This is a genomic window from Sulfurimonas sp., from assembly GCF_050296975.1.
In the GTDB taxonomy this organism is placed as follows: Bacteria; Campylobacterota; Campylobacteria; order Campylobacterales; family Sulfurimonadaceae; genus Sulfurimonas.
The window spans coordinates 49,315-71,409 of sequence record NZ_JBNKRX010000036.1; the positions used below are offsets into that span (position 1 = coordinate 49,315).

A 22,095-nucleotide genomic window follows, 5' to 3' on the forward strand; every position below is an offset into this window, starting at 1 on the left:
GAGTGGAAAATGTAGACTTACTTTTAGATACTGTTGGTATATACAATAAATGTGAAGTGATTGAAATATTTGGATATGACAACAAGAAAAAAAAAGCTTTCAATATTTATACATTAGTTATTTTTGAAAACACTAAACAGATAGAAATTGAAGGCTTATTAACTGATAAACTAAATATCTTTTCTTCTGTATCAAATATTAAATGGGGTATAAAAAGAAGAATAGTAAGAATAAGCAAAATAAAGAAGTTTTTTGAATTATTGAAAAATAAAAATATTTACAAAATAGATAAAGAATTATCTGTTGGACAATTAAAATATTTAGATATGCAATTTATACAAGCAAATGATTCTTTTATCAAGCCTCAGTTCAATCACATATTAAAAAACAACTTTTATAATGGTTCATATGTACTAGAGTTTTTTGATGAAGAAAAAAGTAATAATCAGTTTTTACTAGAGAATGCCGTATTGCTAAATGCTTTTAGTGAAACTATTGGAGAAATATTGCCAATTAAACTTGCTAATCTGTCTGATAGATTAGGAAATGTGGTTTTTCAATTTCCTATTAATATCTTCAAGCTTGAATATACTACAAATAGGTTGGGCAATCCACCACGATATTCTGGATTAAATATTGAGATTTCTCCAAAAATAAAGAAATATGACATTACTAATTTAGAGATTAGAGTGTATGAAAATAATGACAATATCATTGTTCGTCAATATTCAATAATGGTTCAAAATAACTTAACTGAAATCATGTTAGATGATTGTTTTGGAACTAGACTTGAAGTAATGGATAAAGATACATCATTGTTACTTTATAGAAATAAATTCTCTATTATGAAAGAATTTAATTTTCAGATGAATTTAATAAGTCCTCAAGATAGAGTTTTTAAGTTAAATGGTGATGTGCAAAAAATTCCAATAGAGCATAATTCAACTAACAGTATTGGAAAAGCAAATCAAAAAAAGAAAGAATTTAATGAGTGGATTCATGACAGAAAATATGAGCAAGAACTCAAATATTTAGAACAAACTAAGTCATTTATTCAATACTATGGTAAAAAAGATGAAAATATTAAGGCTTTAAATGACATAAGGTTTTTAATTAATCAATATGGCAATAATGGGGTCTATTTATGGGACCCGTATTTAAGTGCTACAGATATTAAAAATACATTGTATTTTAGTAAATTTTCATATGTTGAATTAAGAGCGATAACAGGTTTAAAACAAGATTCACAAAAATCACAAGTAATTTTTGATATGCAAAATGAATTTAATCAAGATGATAAACAGTTTTTATTTTTAAATTTAGAAGTGAGAGGAAAATATGGCACAAATGGTTATGAATTTCATGACAGATTTTTAATATTTCCTCTAGAAAAACCTAAAGTTTGGTCATTGGGTATTTCAGTTAATCAGCTAGGAAAAGCACATCATATTTTACAAGAAGTAAAAAATGCTCAACATATTTTAAATGCATTTAATCAATTATGGATAGGACTAGATAAAAGGGAATGTTTAGTATGGAAGAGCAATTGACGGAACTTTTAAAAAATTCATTAGAGTCTATAGGTAATATACAACCAAACATTCATATTCTAGATAAGTATTATGAACTATTTGATGAAAAAGACTATAAAAAGCTTTTTTTAGACAATAATATCAATGAAGTTTATAATGACATGCAAAAGTATTATTCTATAGATTTAAATTATTTGAACTATGGACATAATGAAATAGAAATGCAAAAGTTATATCAAGAATTGATATTTGCAGTGTTTAATACAGAAGATACTCATTCAAAAATAAAGTTAATACCACTAGTTGTCTTTTTAGATAAAGATTATATCTTATATGAGTTTTTATACGAAAAAGATTTTTTTACCAATATAAATGAGTTTAAGAGTTATTGTCTTGATATACTCCATGGATTTCAAGTAAATTTAGATTTAACTAATACTCCTATGAATCATTGGGAAAATGATATCGTTCATGCTTATACTAATGGTATTAAAACTTTAGATTTTAAAAATATTTATAAGTTTATCGATTCTTTGCAGAGAGGTATTGGAATAGTATATCATCCATATATAGATTTTTTATCTTATATCTCGAATAAACTTTTTTTTGAAGATTTATGTAATATATTAGAGAATCAAGAAACTCTAAAAATTAAATATTTAACACATGCATTGACGATAGAAGATAGATTGAGGTTAGCCAATAAATCAATCAGTGACTTGATGCTTTTTGAGACCATTAGAGAGACAGTATATTTTAAATCTAATAATCAATATAGTTTAAATTTGCTCAAGCCTGAGAGGGAATTACTTACAAATCTAATTGTTAAAATAGCGAATAATGAAGTGATATGGAGTCAATTTTTAGATTATTATTTAGAATATCCATCTAGAGCAACACAATTGTTCTCTCCATTAGGATTGGCATTAGAGCAAATAGATCAAAGTAAAGTACTAATAATAGGTGAAAAGATAAAAATTGACAAGTTCTTTGATAATGATAGTAAAGAAGCTTTAAATAGTTGCTTTGCATACCTGAAAGATGAAAAATTAAAAAAAAGACTAATTGAAAATATTTTCATTAGATGGATAGATTTTGTAGATAATTATGATGATACTCTTGTAAATATAATATTATCGGATGTGATTGATATTGTTTTGATGTACGTTAATGAATACATGGATAAAAAAGACATTATGAATAATATAAATCATACTATTTACGATATTGAAGAAATTAACAATAGATGGTTTATTGATGCAACAGACAAAGACAACTCTATGTTTAAATTGTTATCAAAACTTTTTGTTTATGGTTTTTTCATCAAGCAGTATGCTATGCCTGATATAGAAATAAAAATGAGAGAATTTGTAAACTCAAGAAAGTTTTTTGTTGAGAATGGTAATCAACATGAAATGAGTACAGCGGAATTGTTCTATCAAAATATTTTTAATAAAAATATGGATGAATTAAATGGGTGATATTAATTATATTCAACAGTTCATGAATGAACTTTCAAATATGGATGTAGCTAATTTCATATTTGTAGCACTTTTATTTTCTGTACCATTCTATTTTTCAAAAAAGTCAGAAAGCTTATTTTTCCATTCTTTTTATAGCCTCATGGGAATTTATATGCTTTTTACAATGGATGACCCTAGAGTGATTTATGATTTGAAAATGCTTGTAGGTTTAGGACTTGTAATACCACAGACTAGATTCATTATTCAGTTTACAAAAGACACAATATTTACTATCAAAATGATGACTGCAAATACCTACTATTTCTTTGTAACTTTATATTATAAAGTACTTAGATTTATAAATTGGATTCGTTCATTATATGTAATGATTCAGAGCTTTTTTAAAGGTTTTGAAGCAAAAAGTAGGGCAGATAGTAGAGATAAAAAAGAAGAATATCAAGAAAGCAATAATCAGCAAACTTACGAAGATTATAAACAAGAGCAGAAACAAAAAGATTCATCACAACAAAGAAGTTATGAAGAACCAAAACAAGAACAAAAGACATATACCCAACAAGATGATGAGTATGCGAGATTTTATAGTGAAAGTGTTTATACAGTTTTAGGAGTGAATGTAGATGATGATTATAACACTGTAAAAAAAGCATATAGAAAATTAGTTAGAGAATTTCATCCTGATTTACATCCTGAAAATATAGAAAAATTCACAGAAATTACACAAAATATCAATAATGCTTGGGAGAAAGTCTCAAGTTGGAAAAAATAGATTATTTCATAACTATTTACTATGAGAGAAAAACTAAAACAATTACTAGAAGAGAGTCATTGAAGTATAACTGAGGAAGTTATTAAGGAAGCTATGGATTATCATAGCCCAAAAGAGTTCTTTGAAGATTTGTTGCAATACGGTTGTGAGTCGTGAATGGTACCAAGTTTGATATATTATAAAGATACACATGAGTTTTATGATAAACACTATGAAGAGATAGAAGAGTTAAGGGCAGAATTAGAAGAGCAGGGTATAGAGATAAATATTCCAAGTCATAGTGATTTGAAAAACTTTTTTGCATGGCTTAGTTTTGAAGAGAGAGCTAGAGAATTGTATGATGATTTAGAGATGAGTAGATAAAAAAATTTGATTAAATTACATTTTAACATTATGATATATGCAAAATTACGAAGACTATAAAAAAGAATTTCAAAAATTATATCCTGATATTTCAGAAGATTTTTTGAAAGAATCATATGATTTAAGAATTGAATTTTGGAGATGATTAATAGAAAATTTTGATAATTTTTTTGATTTATAACTAAATAAATTATGAAGGCAATTATATATTATAGAAAGTCAACTGATAGAGATGATAAGCAAGCTAACTCACTTGAACATCAATTAGAAAATTGTAAAAGAGTCGCTTCAAATTATTCTTTAGATGTTGTAAAAGAGATTTGAGAGAGTAGAAGTGCAAAAACAGAATGAACTAGAGCTTGATTTAATGAAATGATACAACTATGTAAATCTAAAAAAATTGATTTTATAATAATAGATGAGCCAAAAAGACTATCAAGAAATAATCTTGATACATCAAGAGTTATAGACTTACTTGATAAAGAACAAATTAAATGAATATTATGAACTTCTAGGGAGTATAGAGCTGATAATTCAAGAGATAAGTTTTTGCTTCAATTAGATTTATCATTATCAAAAATGGATAATGAGGATAGAAGTAAAGATGTAAGAGATAAGATGAATACTTTTGTGAAAAATAAGAAAAGATTTCCTTGAAAAGCTCCTTTTTGATATAAGAATATAACGATAAAAAAGTGACATAAAGATATTGTTGTAGATAAAAAAGAAGCAAAAATAGTTAAAGAGATTTTTCAACTTAGATTAGAGGGAAAAGCCTATAATACAATTGCTTTGTATTTAAAAAAGAAATATAAAAAAACTATAGAACTGAACTATACAGCTCAAAGAATTCATAAAATAGTATGTAATAAGTTTTATTATTGAATTTTTCAATGGGCAGGGCAAGAAATAATATGAGGACATACTCAACTGGTATCAAAAGATATGTATGATAAAGCTAATTGACTTTGAAAAGGAGTGCATGAAAAAATCACTACTTTGAGAAAAAGGGAAGCTCAATCTTACTATTTGAAGTGACTTATACAAGATAGTTCATGAATGACATTAACTTCTTATGTAAAAAAAGGAAATATTTATTACATTACAAAATCAAGTAGTGAATTAACGATAAATATTAGTGAAAATTTATTATTTGAAAAGCTATGAGAAATAATAAAAAGTAGTGAAGCTTCTAAACTTTGTTTTGAACAAGTAGATAAACAAAATATTTTGAAAATCATTAAAGATGAAAAATTTGATGTATGAAACCAAATAATTGATATTGAAAATAAAATCCTAATTTTAGAGAATAGAAAAGATACTCTACTTGATTTTCAATTGGATGGAAAAATAGATTATGAAACATATCTATCAAAGAATAATAAATTAGTAGATGAAATTAAAGATTTACAAGAACAAAAAAAGCATTTAAAAAATGATGATTCTGAGCAAAAGTCCCAAATATTAATTGAACTCGCTTGAAGCCTTTATGGAAGCTATTTTAGAACAAATAATCAGTGAAAAGCATATATTATTAGAAAGCTGGCGATTGAACTTTTTGTAAACAACAAAAAAGAGCTTAAAATAGAGGATAGTCCTATATTTAAAAGCTCAAAAATGCTCAATTTCTCTTTTGGTACTTCCAAGGGGTTTGATATTAGAACTTATTTAAGAGAATTGTCAAAAATAGATTTAGAAGAATTAAAAGAGTTTTATGAATTTGTAAAGAGTTCGAGATTTTAAAAATAGCAAGAGGTCGGAAATGCGAGACTCGAACTCACAACCCCATGTTTCAAAAGAGTTGAAATATTCTTAAGAATAATAAAAACTAAAAGTCAATAGTTTATAAAGCTGTAGTTTATCCTTGTTTTATACAAATATGTCATAGTTTCGGGCTAGATATATGAAAACTTTTTGCAAAAAGTTTAGAGTATCTTAAGTATCTTATTGATTTGTAGACTTGCAATTTCTCAAAATATCATTATTTTTACATATAAGTATAATTGTTTTCATTTTATTTATTATTTTATTTGTATGTCTAAAAAGAATTTAGAAAAAATCAAGTATTTATTTAATGCAAGTTGAAGGATTGGGCAAGATTGATATTTAATTTATTATATGTCAGCTTTTGTAGTGAGTTATTCTTTATCAATAGTAATGTATCTATATTCTAGTACTTTACTTGCAATCTTTGTTTTAATTTTATGATTTATATGATTATACATTCATGTAAATATGTCTATAAAAAGATGTCATGACTTATGAAGAAGTTGATGGTTTATTTTGATTCCTATTTATAATCCTATAGCATTAATATTTTCAAAGTGAGATGCAGAAGATAACGAATATTGAAAGAAAATAAATAGAAAAACAAATATTATTTTAATGGTCTTATGAGTATTTATGTTTTTTCTACTATTCTCATTAAAGTGAACATTTGATGAACTTAAACAAACATATAATATAGAAAAATCTTATGATAATAATGAATATGCAAATAATATTTGTATATCTACATTTTGAATAAATTCAAGATATGCTTGAGAAATTGAAGATTGAGAATACATATGTGATTGTAAGGAATGATATGAATTCTGATGAGATAATTTGGATGAGTGTATATTGATTTCCGAAAGCTTTTCTAAAAATATATTTACTATAAGTAATTGATTCTATATAAATAATGCTAATGAATTGATTGATTCAGAGTATAATTTAGAGTATTTAAAAGAAATAAATGAAGAAGCTAAAAAATGATTTTTAACAAGTAAATGAAATTATACTTTATTTATGTCGGATGAATTAGATTTGCAAACCGCTACTATGTATGCAGATGAAAAAAAACTAGAGCAAAATCAAATAACTTTGAAATCATTTGTTTTGTGAATGGGATGAAAAAATATTATCAGCAATATCAACAAGGTATGATGAGTTAATTTTTTTACTTTCAATTATGAAGTTAATATTGATGGAGAAGATTATTATTATTACGCTGTATTCTGATTAATTAATGATACTTTTGAAAGTATATATATTTTTTGATTTGATAAGAGTTTTGTTGAAAAAGATTGAGTTTTTTTAATAAATAATTTAAAAATAAATAATTAATTACGTGATTGAATTAAAATAGCAGTACTTAGTAAGTAGTGCTATTCCTACTAAAAATTACAAATGGTCGGAAACGCGAGACTCGAACTCACAACCCCACGTTCCCAAAGAATATAAAATATCTTAAGAATTATTGAGAAAGAATGTCAATACCTTATAAAGCTGTTGTTTATCCTTGTTTTATGAAATATCTAAAAATTAAACACTTACTAAAATTAGTAAGTGTTTTTTTTATTTTGGTTTTAAGATTAGAACTTATATAACTGAATTATAAAAAATAGATTTGGAAGAATTAAAAGAGTTTTTATAATTTTATTAATAATTAAATTTTACTTTCAAGTAACTGTCTATTTAATATCAATATCTTCATTTTCTTTATGTATATTCATATTTAATGACTCTTGCATAAATTTCATCATTTGTTCTTCATTCCAATCTTTCATAGGATAACGCTCTTTATAGAATGTATCAAAGTTTTCATATTTTGCATTATTTTGTAAATAAAAATCAAATTCATCTATGGATAGGACTAAGTAATTAGAATGGTGAGCCAAAATTTCTGGAAATCGACTTACTATGAGATATTTAAATTTTTTTCTTATATTATATTTTTCATGATTTTCAAGAAGATGTTCATATCTTTGATTAACTTTCTGTTCCCATTCATTTTGCAATTGTTTTAATCTTTGATTTAATTGTTCAAAATTACCAAAATAAACATTAAGTGGTAATGAATGATTTTTAGCTTCAATAAGAATATCATAATCATCATTTTTAAGTATTAAATCTATATCTCCAAGTTTATTCTTTCTTTTATATAATTCAATCCCTGTAGCCGAATGACTAAAATTGTATTTTTTAGCTATTTGAATGATATCATCTACAAAAAAATCAGACATAATTTGTTTATGTTTTTCTTTATATTTTATGTTTTCAATGATTGAATAATGGAAGTTTGTGAACAAGCTATCTAGTAAAAGTTCAGGAACAATAATATATTTATTCTTGATTTTTAATAGTGGTCTTCTTTCAAGATAATGATAGTTTAATTCAAAAGATTTAAAATCAGATTTTTTGAATGTAAAATTGCGTATAAATGACATTCCTTTTTTTCCAAAGGTATGCAGGACATAGTTCTCATCAACTATGTAAGATTTTATAACTTGTCTGATAGTTTCAATAGATTGAACATCAAGGTTGCCATTATCAAAATAAGTCATATGTTGTTCATTATTTTTAATATTTACTAAATAATTGTTCAATAACTGTTTAATATTTACACTGATTTCTTGAATTGATAATCCAAAAATATCTTTAGATATTTTATTATAGTTTGTATATTTTTTTTTAAAGTTTTCTAATAGTTCATCAGGTTGTAAAGGAGTTTTATTTTGGCTAGCTGTAAACTCTTCCAAGCGTGAATCGTATTGAATAGCCTTTTGTTTATTTGGATTTTTAGTTAAAGATTTTGTAAAATCTATTCTAGCATATCTATTATTTTCCCCTTTCATCTCAAAATCATCAATTAAAGTAAAGAGTGATGAATACTCATGAAAATTATGAATACTATTCCCAATTTTTGTAAGAAATAAAACTTTATCTTTTTCTATCTCATAATCGTTTGTTGGTATAGATATATTTGAATATTTATAAATACATGAAATAATGTATTTATAAACATCGGTACCTCTATCAATACTCATATGAGTTAGGTCATTTAAATCGTTTATCTTTAGTGTTCTAATTGTATGAATATAATATAAAAAATAAGCAAGTTCCCCAAAAGTTGAATTTTTACAGAGTTCTTTAATAATAAAAAGTCTTTTATTAAGTTCTTCTTGAATTTTAAAAAGAGCAGTTTGTTCATTGTTCATAACTAGAATATCTCCTATTGATTGATATAAATGATTGTATTCAATTAAGGCAAACTGCTTATATTATTTGTGATAAAAATAATTAAAGGTATACTTATTTAAAAATAATATTTAAATTGGAAGAGTATGGCAGTTTTTGAAATAGATAATGAAGATATAAAAAGATTAGGGGAAGTAGAGTTACCAAAACTTGTGTATCAAATAATGTATTATGAGATAGCAAAGCTAAACTTATTAAATCAGGGATTACATATATCATTAAATACAAAAACCGGTGATGGTGGTTCAGATGGAGAATTTAATATTTTTAATAAACAGATACCTGCTAACCACCAATTTTTACCAAACAACAGTATTGTATTCCAATTTAAAGCAGCTGAAATAGGTGCGAAAGCTTGGTTTGAGAAAGAAATTATAGATGAGAAAACAAAAGATTTAAAACCAAAACTAAAAGAATATATCCAGCAAAACTATACATATATTTTAATTACCAATAGAACAGATTTACCAGCAAGTAACCTTGAGGCTAAAGAAAAAATTTTAAAAGATTTGTTTAATGATTATGGATATTCAAATGTGTCAGTTAAAATTATTGATTTAACAAAACTTGCAGAATGGGCAAATAGTATTCCTCAAATATATTTGACACAAAATCCTAATACAAGGTACTTTGAATTATTTGAAAGTTACGAAAATGAAATACGACAAAATAGTGAAGATGTTGAATATGTGAATGATGAAAAAAGAGAAAGTGATATATTACAAATTAGAGATAATATAAATAACACTCTTAGAACAGGAACATCTTCATTTATTAGAATAGAGGGATTCTCAGGAATTGGAAAAACAAGGTTTGTTTATGAAGCATTAAATAATGATGATTTTAAACAATTGGTTATCTATGTACAAATGTATAATGATGAACTTTTTGGAGATTTGTTATTATATTGTAAGAAACGTGCGGAAAACACTCAAGAATTAGTCATTTTTGTCATTGATGAGTGTTCTTATGAAGATCATATCCGTATATGTAGAGGACTAAAACAATATTCAAATTTAGTAATAATTACAATTAATCAACTTTTATCAGAGCAGGATAAAGTTAACTGTAAAGAAGAATATAGAATTACTTTAGAGGGTTTAAGTGAAGAGAAAAGTGTTGAATTGATTCAAAAAGTCAATCCAATTTTAGATAATGATATAGCTAAAAAAATTGCTTATTATACGGAAGGTTATCCAAGACTTGCATACTTTATGGCTAGTTCTTATGATGTTGAATCTGGAGATACACATAGTGCTGATGAAAAGTCACAATTATTAGATAAAACACTTTCTACGATTACAAATGATGCAGATGAAATTGTTATTTTACAAGCAATTTCAATTTTTAAGCTTTTTCCAGATAATGATGATGTGAAAATATATAAAAAAATTATTTTTGAACATTTTGATATTAATATAGCTAAAGCATCCGTCATAATTCAAAAGTTGATAAAAAAAGGCATTATTAGAAATGCTGGAAGATTTTTGTATATAAGTCCAAGACCTATTTCTATTCATCTATTTAATCAGTTTCTATCTACATATGATTATGAATTTATTGATGAATTATTTATAAAACTTGATAATCAAGGGTTAATGAATAGTTTCTTTGAAAAATTACAAGGTATTGAATTTGATTCAAGACAACACAAGGAGTTACTTTTTCGTATTCTATCGAAGCTCACATATGAACAAATAAATGATGAGTTAGGTTCAAAAATCTTCTATTCTCTTTGCTTAAAAGATAGAGAATATTCCATAGGTATGTTAACAAAATTATTTCATGATAAATCAACAGATGAGTTACTACAGTTTAATGAGGGGAGAAGGTATATAGTATTTGCTCTTGATAAACTTATCTCTTTTGAAAATACATTTAACGATAGTGCTAAAATTCTATTCAGACTAGCCATGGCTGAAAATGAATCTTGGGGCAACAATTCAAAAGGAATTTTTAAAGATTCTTTTACATGGATACTGAGTGGAACAGAAGTAAATATTGTTGATAGATTGAACTTTTTAAAGGAACTATATAAGGAGTATTCGGACAAAGAAAGTAGGATGTTTTTATTAGATAGTTTATCTAATGCATATCCAAAGCATAGTTATATTGGTAGTCACAAAAATAGTGAAAATTTTCCTGAAAATATCCCTGAACATTATCGTCCAAATACTCAAGATGAAATTGATGAATATTTTGTTAAGCTCAAAGAGTTAATAGCATTTTTGTATGAACATTCCTCTGTTTATTTGAAAGGTAAAATTTTAAGTGATTTAATTTCAACGCTAAGAACTCTAATAATATATAAGCAAATTGATACATGGATTCTTGATTTTATAGTGCATAACTTAGAGGATAATACCCATTTAAAAGGAAAGTTTTTAGAAGAAATCTCTTTTACGTTAAAGCATGATAAAGGCGATAAATCAGATGAAGTATTAAAATATCTACACACTCTTAATAATAAAGCTCTTAGTACTGAAAATATTGATGAAGTAAAAGAGATGTTTTATTCAACTGAACAATATAGATATCATGATGAAGATGTATTCAATCAGCACTGTAGATTATTAGCAGAAAATCTTTTTAAGACTAAAGATTTTGATATATTATTAAATAGTCATACTTCTAATACTTTTTTTATAGGTAAAGAACTTGCATTAATAGATAGTGAAAACACTCTATATGATGATATTTTAGCTCTTATGTCAAAACTAGATAAAAACTCTAATATGAGATTTATAACTGGGTATATATTTAACAATAAGATGAGTGATGAATCACAATTCAAGAAATTATTTGATGAAATATATAACAGGTTAAATGATAAGAGTTTAATGTTTGAATTTATTTATGCGTCTAATGGAAATAATGAAATTATTTTTGAATATTTGTTTTCACTTCTTGAAAAAAAAGAGATAGCTTCTGAAATGTTAGAACGCTTGATTTATGGTTTTTGGTTACGAGAAGTAAAAGTAGATGATTTTGAAAAGTTTATAGATAAAATTAATTCTATTATTGAAAATAAGTGTGATAGTTTTCCATTATGTAGACAGTATATACAACAAAATAAAAATAAACACTTGATAGAAAAATATTTACCTTACTATATAAGCAACGATATATTAAAATGTAAAAATGTAAGAATAGACCGTGATATAGTGAGCATGACTGAAAGTTACTTGTCTTATGGTTTAGAATTTTCAACAACCTTATTAGAAAAAGTTTGGGAATCAGTTCTAATAGAATTTAAGAATAATGGAAATTTTGAACGTAGTGAATTTGATAGTGTATATAAAATATTAGAGAAGTATCCTGATTTTTTTTGGAATAAATTAAAAGATAATTTAGATGAAGTACAACCTTCTAAATATCCAACTTATAGTACTTATCTTCATTTTACTCAAGGCGGATATTTAGCTAGACATTATTCAAATTCTATTTTTAGAAATATAGATACTAAAAAGATTGTGGAATGGTTAAAAACCACTCCATTTAAAGATGCAAAATACTTAATTGCTGATTCACTTAATATAGATTTTCAAAGCAATACTTTACCTGAAATAGTAATCAAGTTACTAGAAGAATATCCTAATGATATTGATTTGTACTATAGTATTACTGTTAAAAGTGAAGGGTGGACAGGGTCTTATGTACATGTGGCAAATGAAAAGATATCTAATGTTGATAAAATGCTTGAAGATAACAAAGATAATAAAAAAGTGATGGATTTTTTACTTTGGGCTAAAAAAAGTTTTGAATCTCGTAAAGAAAGAGCACAGAGAGAAGACGAAGAAAGAAATATATATTAATATAAATTTATTTAATAGTTTGAAGAATTAATTATATTGAATAATAGGAAAACTTTTAAAGTCTTCCTATTGTTTTTATCTAATATATAAACCGCAAGAAGAAACACTGTCTTTGTATTTTGTAAATTCAGAACCAAATATTTGCTCTAGTTCTTTATCTTCATTTCTAGCTCTCCTTAGATTGATTAATGCAATAATTAATGGGAATAATAAAAGTAGGTAGCTAGTACCAGCTATTGCTGTTCCAAAAGCAAGTAAAAATTGTGATACATATATTGGATGTCTAAGACGAGAATAGATACCATTAGTTTTTAACTTTTGGTTGTTTTTATCTGTATATATGACTATGTTAGGATTCCAATAGCCATTAATTACTGCTCTTGCTAATGCTGCCATTCTTAGACCATAAAACATGATAATTAATCCAATACTGGGTAGAAGATATGTAATTAGAAAGATATATTTATCTTCATATTTTTCTTGAACATTAGATGAAATATTATTAAGTATTGCTACATCATCAGATATTTTAGTGTTTATAATATCGTTAGGGTTGATATCGAACCATAATAAAAGTTGATTTAGAAGAACTATAGATACACCGACTAATTGAAAAGATATGTTGAAATTTATTTTTTCTTCTTTTTCTGCACTTATCAATTTTGAATTATATTCATCATGTTTACTTGCATACCAATATAAACTAATGAATACAAGCCATAAGAAGTAGGCAACTCTCAATGGAATAGGTATTCCATAATATAGATATTCTAAAGATTCTATTATTAGTTCTAAGATATTCACATATAATCCTTTTAAGAAAAAAATTAGGTAGAAAGAAATTCTACCTAATTAAAATATATATCCCCTAATATCATTGTTAATAACGATATAATAGCAAGTATATATATAAGTATTAGAGGATAATGTATCACTTTTTTTGTTTTCATCAATTTCTCCTTTTATCTAAATTGGAAAACAAATAAATTATATGCTTTATTTAATTTTGTAAAGTTATTCAACAATTAAACTTATACTTATAGAATTCTATAGGATTGAAAAATGCCAATTCCACCAATTCAAAAACAATTAGCAGAAAAATTAATGCATAGATATTGTGATAATAAGATTCCAAAAGAATTACAAGATCAAATAAATTTGAAGTATGTAATTAAAGGAAACAATATCACTTTAGTGGAATCTAGACCTTTTTGGAAAGATGAAAGTAAATGGATTGATACAAATATAGCTCAAATACGCTTCAATAATGCAGAGAAAACTTATACTCTATATTATGCAGATAGAAATGATAAATGGCATTTTTATGAATTTTTAGAACCATCTCAAAATTTAGAAGATTTATTAACTGAATTAGATAATGATTCTATAGGAATCTTTTTTGGCTGAATAACTTATTTTTTAGCCCTCAATCAAACTACTAATACTAATATTCAAAACTTTTGAAATCTTGTAAATATGCTCCAAATTAAAGTGTTTGTTGTATCTGACACTTTCACAGTTTGAATAAAATGCAACAGATTTTATACCTATTGCTAGGGCTAAATCAAGTTGTGATATATTTGCACTGATTCTAGCTTCTTTCACATTCTCACCAATCTTTTTATAAAAAGACATAACTTCTTTATTGCTTACATCACTTAACTGCTTTTCCATTTATTATCCTATAGGTAAAGTAAAAGTTAAGGATATGAAAGATATGATGCTTTAATCTATATCCTATAGGATAAATATTAAAGGGAAGTCATGAGTAATTATTGTAGTCATAATTGGGTTGTAGTTGGTCGTTGGTCTGACCAAACATTAAAAAAGTGTACAAAATGCGGTATGAGTAGAATGTTTGGAGTGAACAGATGAAACCAATATCATTTATAAGATTTTTTACTCAGATTGAAAGTTATACAAATAGTTCTTGCTCGATGTGTTCTTGTCAGCAGTTCATCATATCAAGCGACCCTCAATTCTGTGATAACTGCGGACATTCTCGGTCTTCTCATTATGGAAAGTAAACTATTTGTTGGAAATGTAATCATGCAAGATGTAGTAGCTGTCAAGATGGATGGTAATAGGAGGGTTTATGAACTGGTTAGAAGCACTTTGGGGTTGGTTAGGCTTTATATTTAAATGGGTAGTAATAATTTCATTTATCTCTTTAGTTATTAAAGCATCCTAAACATTTTTTTGACAAAAAATAAAAATCTTTACAATTAAACTACAAACCAAAAAAAGGATGGATGATGAAAAAGTTAATTTTTTTACTTTTTAGTACAATCCTTTTAGTTTCTCAAGCAAATGCTAAAGAGTATACTAAAGAGGAAGAAGAAGCGATGATTCAACAAATTATGCAAAATCATAAAGAAATGAAAGAATCATCTAAACGAGTTGCTGAAGCTAAAGCTGAAACTGAAAGTGCTAAAAGAGTTAATCAAAAACTTGACGAGATATTAGGTGTCTTGGAAAAAGACAAAAAATAATGAAAAGGCTATGAAAAAATAGCCTTTTTTTGCACTTCAAAATAAAGTATGATACACTTTATCTAACTCCTAAACAATTTTACAAAATTAATAATCAATCATATGTCATTAGAACAAGCAAGTTCACATCTTAATGAATGACCTAGTATTAAAGATACACCTGAGTATCAAGAACAATTAAATCATAGAGTTAAAAAAATTGAAGAGTGAGAAAAAAATTATAAACACCTAGTACAAGTAAATAATGTATTAAATGTACTTGATATACCTGATGAACAAGAACAAATATTCAGACAAACACTTGATAATTTAGATTCACAAGTTTTAAAAGACTTAACGACAAAAACTAGATGAGAAATATTAGTTATTTTAGCTAATACTACCACTGAAAATAAAAACCTACAAACAGAAGAAGACAATAATATTATTTCAAAAGAATCAGAAGCTCAAAATAAAGAATATCAAGAAACTGATGAAAAATACGAAAAAATTAAAAATATACTTCCTGATTGAATTTATAACTGAGATTCAAAATATCAAAAATTAGTACAAGCATTAAATAGCTTTGACAATTTACAAGCTTGAGAAAATTCAAACGAAAATAATGATAAAAAAATAGAAGCTTTAAAAGTTATTTTAGATGAATTAAAAAACTGAGATGTTTTAAATTCTATAGTAAAAGAACTAGGTTGAGCTAATCCAAACAATCCACAATATCAAGAATTCAAAAATACTTTAATAAATTTAGACCCAAGTTTTAAAGAGCTTTTAGCACCGTTGGAAAGAATAGAGCAGGGTATGAATCTAAATTCTAATGATGTTGTTAAATGAATTGAAAATGACTCATGAGGAATGGTAGATATAGATTTAAAATCTAATATCTCAAGACTACATCTTCCCGAAAGTGATTATAACTTTGAAAAAGAGTTCGATAAGCAAGAGCTTTGAAAACTTCAAACAAAATTTGATATTGAGATGAAAGAACTTAAGAGAAGTACAACTTCTCTTAAAGGCTTGTACAAGCCTTTTGCCTCTTTATTTAGTGAAGTAGCTAGTGTTAATGCAGAAAACAACTTTCAAGATACTCTAAAAAGCTCTGTATCAAAATTCCAAAGAGATGCTTTTAATGATATGGATGATGTTTATGAAAATATGGATATTGATTCAAGTATTCAAATTAATGAGGCAGACATCAATTCTCTAGCAAGTAGTAAAACTCCTGAAGAGTTCAATGAAAAAAGAGAAAAGATCTTAGATAAATTTAAAAAAATAGCTACTGTAATTGAAAACAAAAAAGAAACAATAGAGCAAAACTATAATGATGAAATTAAAGAGCTTACAACTGAAGATAGTGAAACGCAAGAAAAACAAGTTGAAGTTTTAAAATATCTAAAATCTAGTGGATTTGATTTAATTCCAAAAGAAATAACAGATAGACTTATAAACAGCATTCAAGCAGGATTACTGATAATCCCTTGACTTGATTTAAGTATTCAAAATATAGACCTTTCTAAGTGACATTTTTGAGAAAATTCAGCTTTTATAGATAAGAGTGCTTGAATCAACATAGGTGCTAAAACTAACCTTGTAAAGTTTATGAATAAACTGATTACTTGAGATATAAATGAGCCTTTATCTGTTGATGGAATATCAAATTGAGTGACGGTAGCTAATCCAGCTTTTCTACAAAACAAATTTTTAGAATCAAATATAGCTACAAGTATGAATTGGAATTATTGAAAAATGGTTGAGAATTTGAAAAAAGATGTAAGTTCCTAGAGTATTTTCTAGGAACTTTTTTTAATTTAGATTATTATTTGTACTAGAGTCAGGATTACTAACAGGTGTCTTCACACCATTAATATCTCTGACATGATAATTTGGATAGTTCCCAGATTCAATTTGTTTCACAAATTGAGACCTAGTCATATCATTTCCATTATAGTTATCATGAAACCTTTGGTTTCGACCAGTGTCACTTTCAGATGTAACAGATACGCGTTTTCTAGCCATCGTAATGACCTCCATTCTAAAGTTAAGGCATTAATGTAATTAATATCACTTTAACATTTTATATATATGTTCTTTTGATTTATAAAAATATGGCAAATTGCAAAAAATTATTATAATATAGCAAACAAAACTATAAAAAGAAAATATATGGATGATAATAAATATTTAAGACTTCCTAATGCAGATAGTACATTAATTAATGCACCTGATGGAAGTGATACAACAATTGAAGTAGGTCTTTTTAAAGACCATAGGTTTGCTTTTTATTTTTGGTTTAAATGGTGGAAGCAAACAACTAGAAAACTTAATGATGATACTCAAAAAGCACCATCACTTATATCTATAGATTGGCATCGAGATTTATGTGCTCCTTGTGATTCTGAAAAAACAGATTTGGAAAGTTTAAATTTAAATAGTTATAAAGAAGTTGCTTTATTTTCATGGGATAAGCTTAATCCCTTGAATGACGGACATATATTGTCAGCAGTATATTTAAATTTAATAGGTGATGTATATGTCTTGTGCAAACAAGATGAAGATTTAGAAGAGGAAAACTTTATTGACCGTTGGGGTTATGTACATAAAGTTAAATGTTTCTCAACTAAAGAAGAACTTTTAGCAGAAGTTAAAAAAGATCAAGTAGAAGATATATATTTTGATATTGACTTAGATTATTTTACAGAAAGTGATGAAGCATGTGGAGCTGGTGAAAATATGAATCTTAGAGATGATGAGGTAGTTTATATTTTAGATATTGAATCAGACTTTATGGATTGGATTTTTCAAAATATGAGAGGAATGACAATCGCTACAGAACCTGAATTTTGTGGAGGTATAAAAAACTCTAATAAGATTTATGATTTATTAGATAGTACATTGTTTTATAGTCAATTATTTAGCTATGAAGCTAAATGGAAACATTTACAGTAAATGCGTTGAAGATAAGTGTAGGGGGTGTAGTACTGATAGTTTAAAGAATTGATTTACTGCAAAAAATGAATATCATTTTTTGAAATACTTTTTAATTTATTTATATGACATATATTGAAAATAACTTATTACCGAATGAAGAAATAATTTATGAAGGTAAGATACATGGATTTTATATATTTTTATTAGTAATGTGATTAATCATTGGTATGATTTTCTTTCTAATATGATTACAAGTACCTCCCATGTGGTTACTTTGATTTTGAATGATAATCGGGTTTGGATACAACCTATTATTTTTCAAGTTAACTGAAATTGCTGTTACAAACAAAAGAGTAATTTTTAAAACATGAGTAATTGCTAGAAATGTATTTGAATTACAATTACAAAAAGTAGAAAGTGCAAGATTAGACCAATCGATAATTGAGAGAATTATCGGAGCTGGTACATTAGTTGTAAGTTGAACTTGAGGTCATAATAAACCTATGAACTATATAGCAAAACCTACAGAGATGAGAACAGTTATTTATGAAGAAATTGAAAAGCAAAAATCTAATTAATTTTTGAATGAAAAAGGGCTAAAAAGCCCTTTTTTATATACATAAATTCTTAACAGCTTCCATTCCTTGGTCTGGAGCTAATTTAGCATACCTCATAGTCATTTCTATGCTTTTATGGTTCATGAGCCTCTGAATAGTAAAAATAGGTGTACCCGCTATCGCTAATTGAGAAGCAAAGGTATGTCGTAGTGTGTGTGGGACAACACGATTTTTTCTATCAACTGGAGATATTTCCTGATTGAAGAGGGTATCCATAATAGAGCCTAGCTTATATGTTATGGAACTTCTCGCTAGTTTGATAATACAATCGGTAGGCTTTGAAAGTTCATCAATTCTTTCTAATAGCAATTCTTTTATCTCATCATTGTAAAAACCTGTATAGGTATCATTGTTTTTATGGTCTGATAAGATTAAAGAATTGTTGTTTGGTTTAATATCCATCGCTCTAATAGTTGCAATTGTACCAACTCTTCCACCTGTTGAGAGAGATAATTTCACAAAGAGATATATTTCATAATTTATGTTTTTACATACTTCTAAAAGCTTTTTGATTTCATCAAGAGTTAAGTATCTTTCTCTAATATTATTCAGTTGCTCATGTTTAATGTTAGCCGTAGGGATATGACCATCATATAGTTTTTTTGATACAACATATTTATACATTGCATTAAGAGTTACTATTAAGGTTCTAATGGTCGCAACAGATAAATCCTTTTTTAAGTCCTGTTGCAGTTTTAAAACATCATCTTCAGTAAAATTATGTAGCCGTATATGACCTATAGTCTTTTCAAAATGATTTGTGAATCTTCTACGTTCTTTTTCTACATCTTTAATTGTATTAGCTTTATAATCAAAATATAGTTCAGACATTTCAAGAATTGTCATAGTTTGTTTTTGTTTAGCTATTTTTGGAAGTTCTTCTCCCAATCTGATTTTAGTGAGAATCTCTTCACGTTTAGCTTTACAATATTTTTCTCGTATGCCACCAGAGTAGTTACCAATAGTTTTGAATCTATCTTTACCATTCTCATCAACCCATCTGATAATATATCTCTTATCAACTACTTTTCCATCGCTATTAAAAACTTCTTTGTAAAAAACTCCATCTATTCTAGTGGGAGTTCTTTTTGTTGAAACTGTTGTTTTCATAATTAGTCCTTGTAAAACGGACAGAAGGACTAAAAATATTTTTAGTCCTTGTTTAGTCCGTAAATGTTAGTTAAATATGAATTTATTTGAATTGTGCACAAAAAGAAGTATAACTTGAAAAAGTCCCTATTACAGGGACTACGGGGAGATTTAAAGAGATGTAAAAAAATTAGACGATATTTTTATATCGAGATTTTAATCCCAACAGGGCAGTGATCTGAGCCTTCTATGTAGTCTAGTATGAAAGCGTCCTCAAGGTTTTCGGCTAAATCTTCAGAGATAAAAAAGTAGTCTATTCTCCAGCCCACATTTTTTACCCTTGCACTAAAACGGTATGACCACCAACTATAACGATCGATCTCATCACCGTTAACGTATCTAAAAGTATCTATATAGCCGTTATCAAGCAGTTTGTCGATCCAAGCACGTTCTATGGGTAAGAAACCAGATGTTTTGGAGTTTGCTTTTGGATTTTTGAGGTCTATTTCTTTATGGGCTGTATTTACATCTCCACAGATTATGATGCTTTTCCCATCTTCACGTAAAGCCTCACAGTGGGCTAAAAAGCGATCGTAAAACTCCATTTTGTAGTTAAGGCGATCTTCATCTTTTTGCCCATTTGGAAAGTAGACATTAAAAAGCACTATATCATCAAAATGTGTTTCAACTATACGTCCTTCATTTAGTAGATCAATCTCAGGACAAGTTGAAGTTCTCCCAGTTGCCAAAGTGGTATAAGTTGCAGTTCCGCTATATCCTTTTTTATCAGCAGAATTAACATAACGCTCAAGGTATTTCTTGTCAAAAAGATTCTGAGGTATTTGATCTTCTAAGGCTTTGATCTCTTGAAGGCATAAGATGTCTGTATCTCGCTCATCTATCCATTTGAGTGCATCTTTATTTGCAACTGCTCGAATACCATTTACATTCCATGAGATTATTTCTATAGAGTCAGACATTTTAAACCTTTAACGAGAGTTTTGGGAAAGTATATTAAAAAAAGCGTCTAGACGCGTGAGCCATCCGCTGAGGAGAATGTAGAGTTATCGTAGCCTAAGGAATTATTTCCTTGGGCGTATAAAATTAGATAAAGTCTACTTTAGCAACATGATGTTTTAATCCAAGCTCATCTGATGAACAACCAAGAGCAAGACCTAACATTTGTTGCATGTGAAGCACTGGAAGTTTTACATCACGCCCAATAGCTTCTGAAGCATGATGTGTTTGTGTATCTAGTTTTAAGTGACAAAGTGGACATGGAGTTACCATCCAGTCAGCATCAGCGTCCATTGCCCCTGCGATTGCATTACCAGTGAGGATTGCAGCAGTTTTTGGCGCTTGAAGTTCAACGTGGAAACCACAACATTTGTTTTTCTCTTCATAGTCAACACTCTCACCACCACAAGCTACAATTAGATCATCTAACGAAGTAGGGCGATAAGCTGATTCTGGCGATTTATGAGTTTCATTTTGAAGCTCTGATGGACGAATGTTATGACATCCATAAAATGGTGCAATATTAAACTGGCTAAGTGGAGTTACAACTAGCTCTTTAATCGCATCTAAACCAAAGTCATCAATGATTGCATATAAAAAGTGAGTTACCTGTGAAGTACCTTTGTACTCTAATCCAACTTCTGCAAGTTTCTCATTTACTTTTGCTTTTAAAGCTTCATCATTATCTAGTTTATGTTTAGTCATTGCAGTGTTTAATTGACACGTATTACAGATAGTAACCATTGTAAGACCATGTTTTTCAGCGTACGCAATGTTTCTAGCATTTAAAACTAGTGATAAAAATTCATCATAATCTTGTAAGTGAGAAGCCCCACAACAAGAAGCTTCAGTAAGTTCAACTAGCTCGATGCCTAGTTTTTTTGCAACAGCTAAAGTTGACATCATTTGCTCTGGTGTACTTTGTTTAGCAGTACAACCAGTAAAAAGTGCATATTTTAATTTTTTCATTCTT

20 protein-coding genes are annotated in these 22,095 nt (G+C 27.1%); 13 read left to right on the forward strand and 7 right to left on the reverse strand.

Annotation, left to right across the window (positions count from 1 at the left end; translation table 11 throughout):
* Positions 1–2 precede the first annotated feature (2 nt).
* From ACQY56_RS10940 to ACQY56_RS10970, 7 genes are all read left to right on the forward strand, one after another.
* The gene (locus ACQY56_RS10940) at positions 3–1,550 is read left to right on the forward strand and encodes a VPA1262 family N-terminal domain-containing protein (protein ID WP_428738687.1); all 1,548 of its coding nucleotides are present in this window, start codon (positions 3–5) and stop codon (positions 1,548–1,550) included.
* On the forward strand, positions 1,535–3,013 hold the full coding sequence (locus ACQY56_RS10945; protein WP_428738688.1) for a hypothetical protein: 1,479 nt from the start codon (positions 1,535–1,537) through the stop codon (positions 3,011–3,013). The genes ACQY56_RS10940 and ACQY56_RS10945 overlap by 16 nt, the downstream gene beginning before the upstream one ends.
* Positions 3,006–3,782 carry a J domain-containing protein gene (locus tag ACQY56_RS10950; RefSeq protein ID WP_428738689.1) on the forward strand — a complete coding sequence of 259 codons (777 nt, stop codon included), beginning with the start codon at positions 3,006–3,008 and terminating at the stop codon, positions 3,780–3,782. The genes ACQY56_RS10945 and ACQY56_RS10950 overlap by 8 nt, the downstream gene beginning before the upstream one ends.
* A gap of 156 nt (positions 3,783–3,938) precedes the next feature.
* Positions 3,939–4,145 carry a DUF7222 domain-containing protein gene (locus ACQY56_RS10955; RefSeq protein ID WP_428743764.1) on the forward strand — a complete coding sequence of 69 codons (207 nt, stop codon included), beginning with the start codon at positions 3,939–3,941 and terminating at the stop codon, positions 4,143–4,145.
* Positions 4,146–4,337: 192 nt separating this feature from the next.
* On the forward strand, positions 4,338–4,469 hold the full coding sequence (locus ACQY56_RS10960; RefSeq protein ID WP_428738691.1) for a hypothetical protein: 132 nt from the start codon (positions 4,338–4,340) through the stop codon (positions 4,467–4,469).
* A 48-nt stretch (positions 4,470–4,517) separates the two neighbouring features.
* Positions 4,518–4,643 (forward strand): hypothetical protein, encoded by a 126-nt coding sequence (locus tag ACQY56_RS10965; RefSeq protein ID WP_428738692.1) that lies wholly within the window; start codon positions 4,518–4,520, stop codon positions 4,641–4,643.
* A 237-nt stretch (positions 4,644–4,880) separates the two neighbouring features.
* Complete coding sequence (locus ACQY56_RS10970) at positions 4,881–5,030, forward strand: recombinase family protein (RefSeq protein ID WP_428738713.1); 150 nt, start codon at positions 4,881–4,883, stop codon at positions 5,028–5,030.
* A gap of 2,570 nt (positions 5,031–7,600) precedes the next feature.
* Here the strand turns inward: ACQY56_RS10970 and ACQY56_RS10975 are convergent.
* The gene (locus ACQY56_RS10975) at positions 7,601–9,127 is read right to left on the reverse strand and encodes a hypothetical protein (RefSeq protein ID WP_428738693.1); all 1,527 of its coding nucleotides are present in this window, start codon (positions 9,125–9,127) and stop codon (positions 7,601–7,603) included.
* A 126-nt stretch (positions 9,128–9,253) separates the two neighbouring features.
* On the opposite strand from ACQY56_RS10975, the gene ACQY56_RS10980 reads away from it, so the two are divergent.
* The gene (locus ACQY56_RS10980; RefSeq protein ID WP_428738694.1) at positions 9,254–12,982 is read left to right on the forward strand and encodes a hypothetical protein; all 3,729 of its coding nucleotides are present in this window, start codon (positions 9,254–9,256) and stop codon (positions 12,980–12,982) included.
* A 75-nt stretch (positions 12,983–13,057) separates the two neighbouring features.
* Here the strand turns inward: ACQY56_RS10980 and ACQY56_RS10985 are convergent, their stop codons facing one another.
* Positions 13,058–13,786, reverse strand: a complete 729-nt coding sequence (locus ACQY56_RS10985) for a methyltransferase family protein (protein WP_428738695.1) — start codon at positions 13,784–13,786, stop codon at positions 13,058–13,060.
* 258 nt (positions 13,787–14,044) lie between these two features.
* Here ACQY56_RS10985 and ACQY56_RS10990 point away from each other — a divergent pair, with 258 nt between their 5' ends.
* Positions 14,045–14,389 (forward strand): DUF3024 domain-containing protein, encoded by a 345-nt coding sequence (locus ACQY56_RS10990; RefSeq protein WP_428738696.1) that lies wholly within the window; start codon positions 14,045–14,047, stop codon positions 14,387–14,389.
* Between the two features lie 12 nt (positions 14,390–14,401).
* Here ACQY56_RS10990 and ACQY56_RS10995 read toward each other — a convergent pair whose 3' ends face one another.
* Positions 14,402–14,656 (reverse strand): helix-turn-helix domain-containing protein, encoded by a 255-nt coding sequence (locus tag ACQY56_RS10995; protein WP_428738697.1) that lies wholly within the window; start codon positions 14,654–14,656, stop codon positions 14,402–14,404.
* Between the two features lie 581 nt (positions 14,657–15,237).
* Here ACQY56_RS10995 and ACQY56_RS11000 point away from each other — a divergent pair.
* Positions 15,238–15,474, forward strand: a complete 237-nt coding sequence (locus tag ACQY56_RS11000; protein WP_428738698.1) for a hypothetical protein — start codon at positions 15,238–15,240, stop codon at positions 15,472–15,474.
* A 975-nt stretch (positions 15,475–16,449) separates the two neighbouring features.
* On the forward strand, positions 16,450–16,953 hold the full coding sequence (locus ACQY56_RS11005) for a hypothetical protein (protein ID WP_428738699.1): 504 nt from the start codon (positions 16,450–16,452) through the stop codon (positions 16,951–16,953).
* Between the two features lie 321 nt (positions 16,954–17,274).
* Here ACQY56_RS11005 and ACQY56_RS11010 read toward each other — a convergent pair whose 3' ends face one another.
* Positions 17,275–17,487 carry a hypothetical protein gene (locus ACQY56_RS11010; RefSeq protein ID WP_428743765.1) on the reverse strand — a complete coding sequence of 71 codons (213 nt, stop codon included), beginning with the start codon at positions 17,485–17,487 and terminating at the stop codon, positions 17,275–17,277.
* 147 nt (positions 17,488–17,634) lie between these two features.
* Here ACQY56_RS11010 and ACQY56_RS11015 point away from each other — a divergent pair, with 147 nt between their 5' ends.
* Positions 17,635–18,417 (forward strand): hypothetical protein, encoded by a 783-nt coding sequence (locus tag ACQY56_RS11015; protein ID WP_428738700.1) that lies wholly within the window; start codon positions 17,635–17,637, stop codon positions 18,415–18,417.
* Positions 18,418–18,773: 356 nt separating this feature from the next.
* On the forward strand, positions 18,774–18,881 hold the full coding sequence (locus tag ACQY56_RS11020; RefSeq protein WP_428738714.1) for a PH domain-containing protein: 108 nt from the start codon (positions 18,774–18,776) through the stop codon (positions 18,879–18,881).
* Between the two features lie 129 nt (positions 18,882–19,010).
* Here ACQY56_RS11020 and ACQY56_RS11025 read toward each other — a convergent pair whose 3' ends face one another.
* The 3 genes from ACQY56_RS11025 to ACQY56_RS11035 form a co-directional block, all read right to left on the reverse strand.
* Positions 19,011–20,126: a tyrosine-type recombinase/integrase gene (locus tag ACQY56_RS11025; RefSeq protein ID WP_428738701.1), complete on the reverse strand. Its 1,116-nt coding sequence runs from the start codon at positions 20,124–20,126 to the stop codon at positions 19,011–19,013.
* A 182-nt stretch (positions 20,127–20,308) separates the two neighbouring features.
* The gene (locus ACQY56_RS11030) at positions 20,309–21,085 is read right to left on the reverse strand and encodes an exodeoxyribonuclease III (RefSeq protein ID WP_428738702.1); all 777 of its coding nucleotides are present in this window, start codon (positions 21,083–21,085) and stop codon (positions 20,309–20,311) included.
* A gap of 124 nt (positions 21,086–21,209) precedes the next feature.
* Complete coding sequence (locus ACQY56_RS11035; protein WP_428738703.1) at positions 21,210–22,091, reverse strand: CoB--CoM heterodisulfide reductase iron-sulfur subunit B family protein; 882 nt, start codon at positions 22,089–22,091, stop codon at positions 21,210–21,212.
* Between the last annotated feature and the right edge of the window lie 4 nt (positions 22,092–22,095).

Bases quoted from the DNA above. Each gene is read 5' to 3' on its own strand.
- ACQY56_RS10960 (WP_428738691.1), top strand. From the start codon at position 4,338: ATGAAGGCAATTATATATTATAGAAAGTCAACTGATAGAGATGATAAG.
- ACQY56_RS10965 (WP_428738692.1), top strand. From the start codon at position 4,518: ATGATACAACTATGTAAATCTAAAAAAATTGATTTTATAATAATAGAT.
- ACQY56_RS11015 (WP_428738700.1), top strand. From the start codon at position 17,635: ATGGATGATAATAAATATTTAAGACTTCCTAATGCAGATAGTACATTA.
- ACQY56_RS10975 (WP_428738693.1), bottom strand. From the start codon at position 9,127: ATGAACAATGAACAAACTGCTCTTTTTAAAATTCAAGAAGAACTTAAT.
- ACQY56_RS10990 (WP_428738696.1), top strand. From the start codon at position 14,045: ATGCCAATTCCACCAATTCAAAAACAATTAGCAGAAAAATTAATGCAT.
- ACQY56_RS10945 (WP_428738688.1), top strand. From the start codon at position 1,535: ATGGAAGAGCAATTGACGGAACTTTTAAAAAATTCATTAGAGTCTATA.
- ACQY56_RS10995 (WP_428738697.1), bottom strand. From the start codon at position 14,656: ATGGAAAAGCAGTTAAGTGATGTAAGCAATAAAGAAGTTATGTCTTTT.
- ACQY56_RS10955 (WP_428743764.1), top strand. From the start codon at position 3,939: ATGGTACCAAGTTTGATATATTATAAAGATACACATGAGTTTTATGAT.
- ACQY56_RS11030 (WP_428738702.1), bottom strand. From the start codon at position 21,085: ATGTCTGACTCTATAGAAATAATCTCATGGAATGTAAATGGTATTCGA.
- ACQY56_RS11025 (WP_428738701.1), bottom strand. From the start codon at position 20,126: ATGAAAACAACAGTTTCAACAAAAAGAACTCCCACTAGAATAGATGGA.
- ACQY56_RS11000 (WP_428738698.1), top strand. From the start codon at position 15,238: ATGAAAAAGTTAATTTTTTTACTTTTTAGTACAATCCTTTTAGTTTCT.
- ACQY56_RS11005 (WP_428738699.1), top strand. From the start codon at position 16,450: ATGAAAGAACTTAAGAGAAGTACAACTTCTCTTAAAGGCTTGTACAAG.
- ACQY56_RS11010 (WP_428743765.1), bottom strand. From the start codon at position 17,487: ATGGCTAGAAAACGCGTATCTGTTACATCTGAAAGTGACACTGGTCGA.
- ACQY56_RS10980 (WP_428738694.1), top strand. From the start codon at position 9,254: ATGGCAGTTTTTGAAATAGATAATGAAGATATAAAAAGATTAGGGGAA.
- ACQY56_RS11035 (WP_428738703.1), bottom strand. From the start codon at position 22,091: ATGAAAAAATTAAAATATGCACTTTTTACTGGTTGTACTGCTAAACAA.
- ACQY56_RS10950 (WP_428738689.1), top strand. From the start codon at position 3,006: ATGGGTGATATTAATTATATTCAACAGTTCATGAATGAACTTTCAAAT.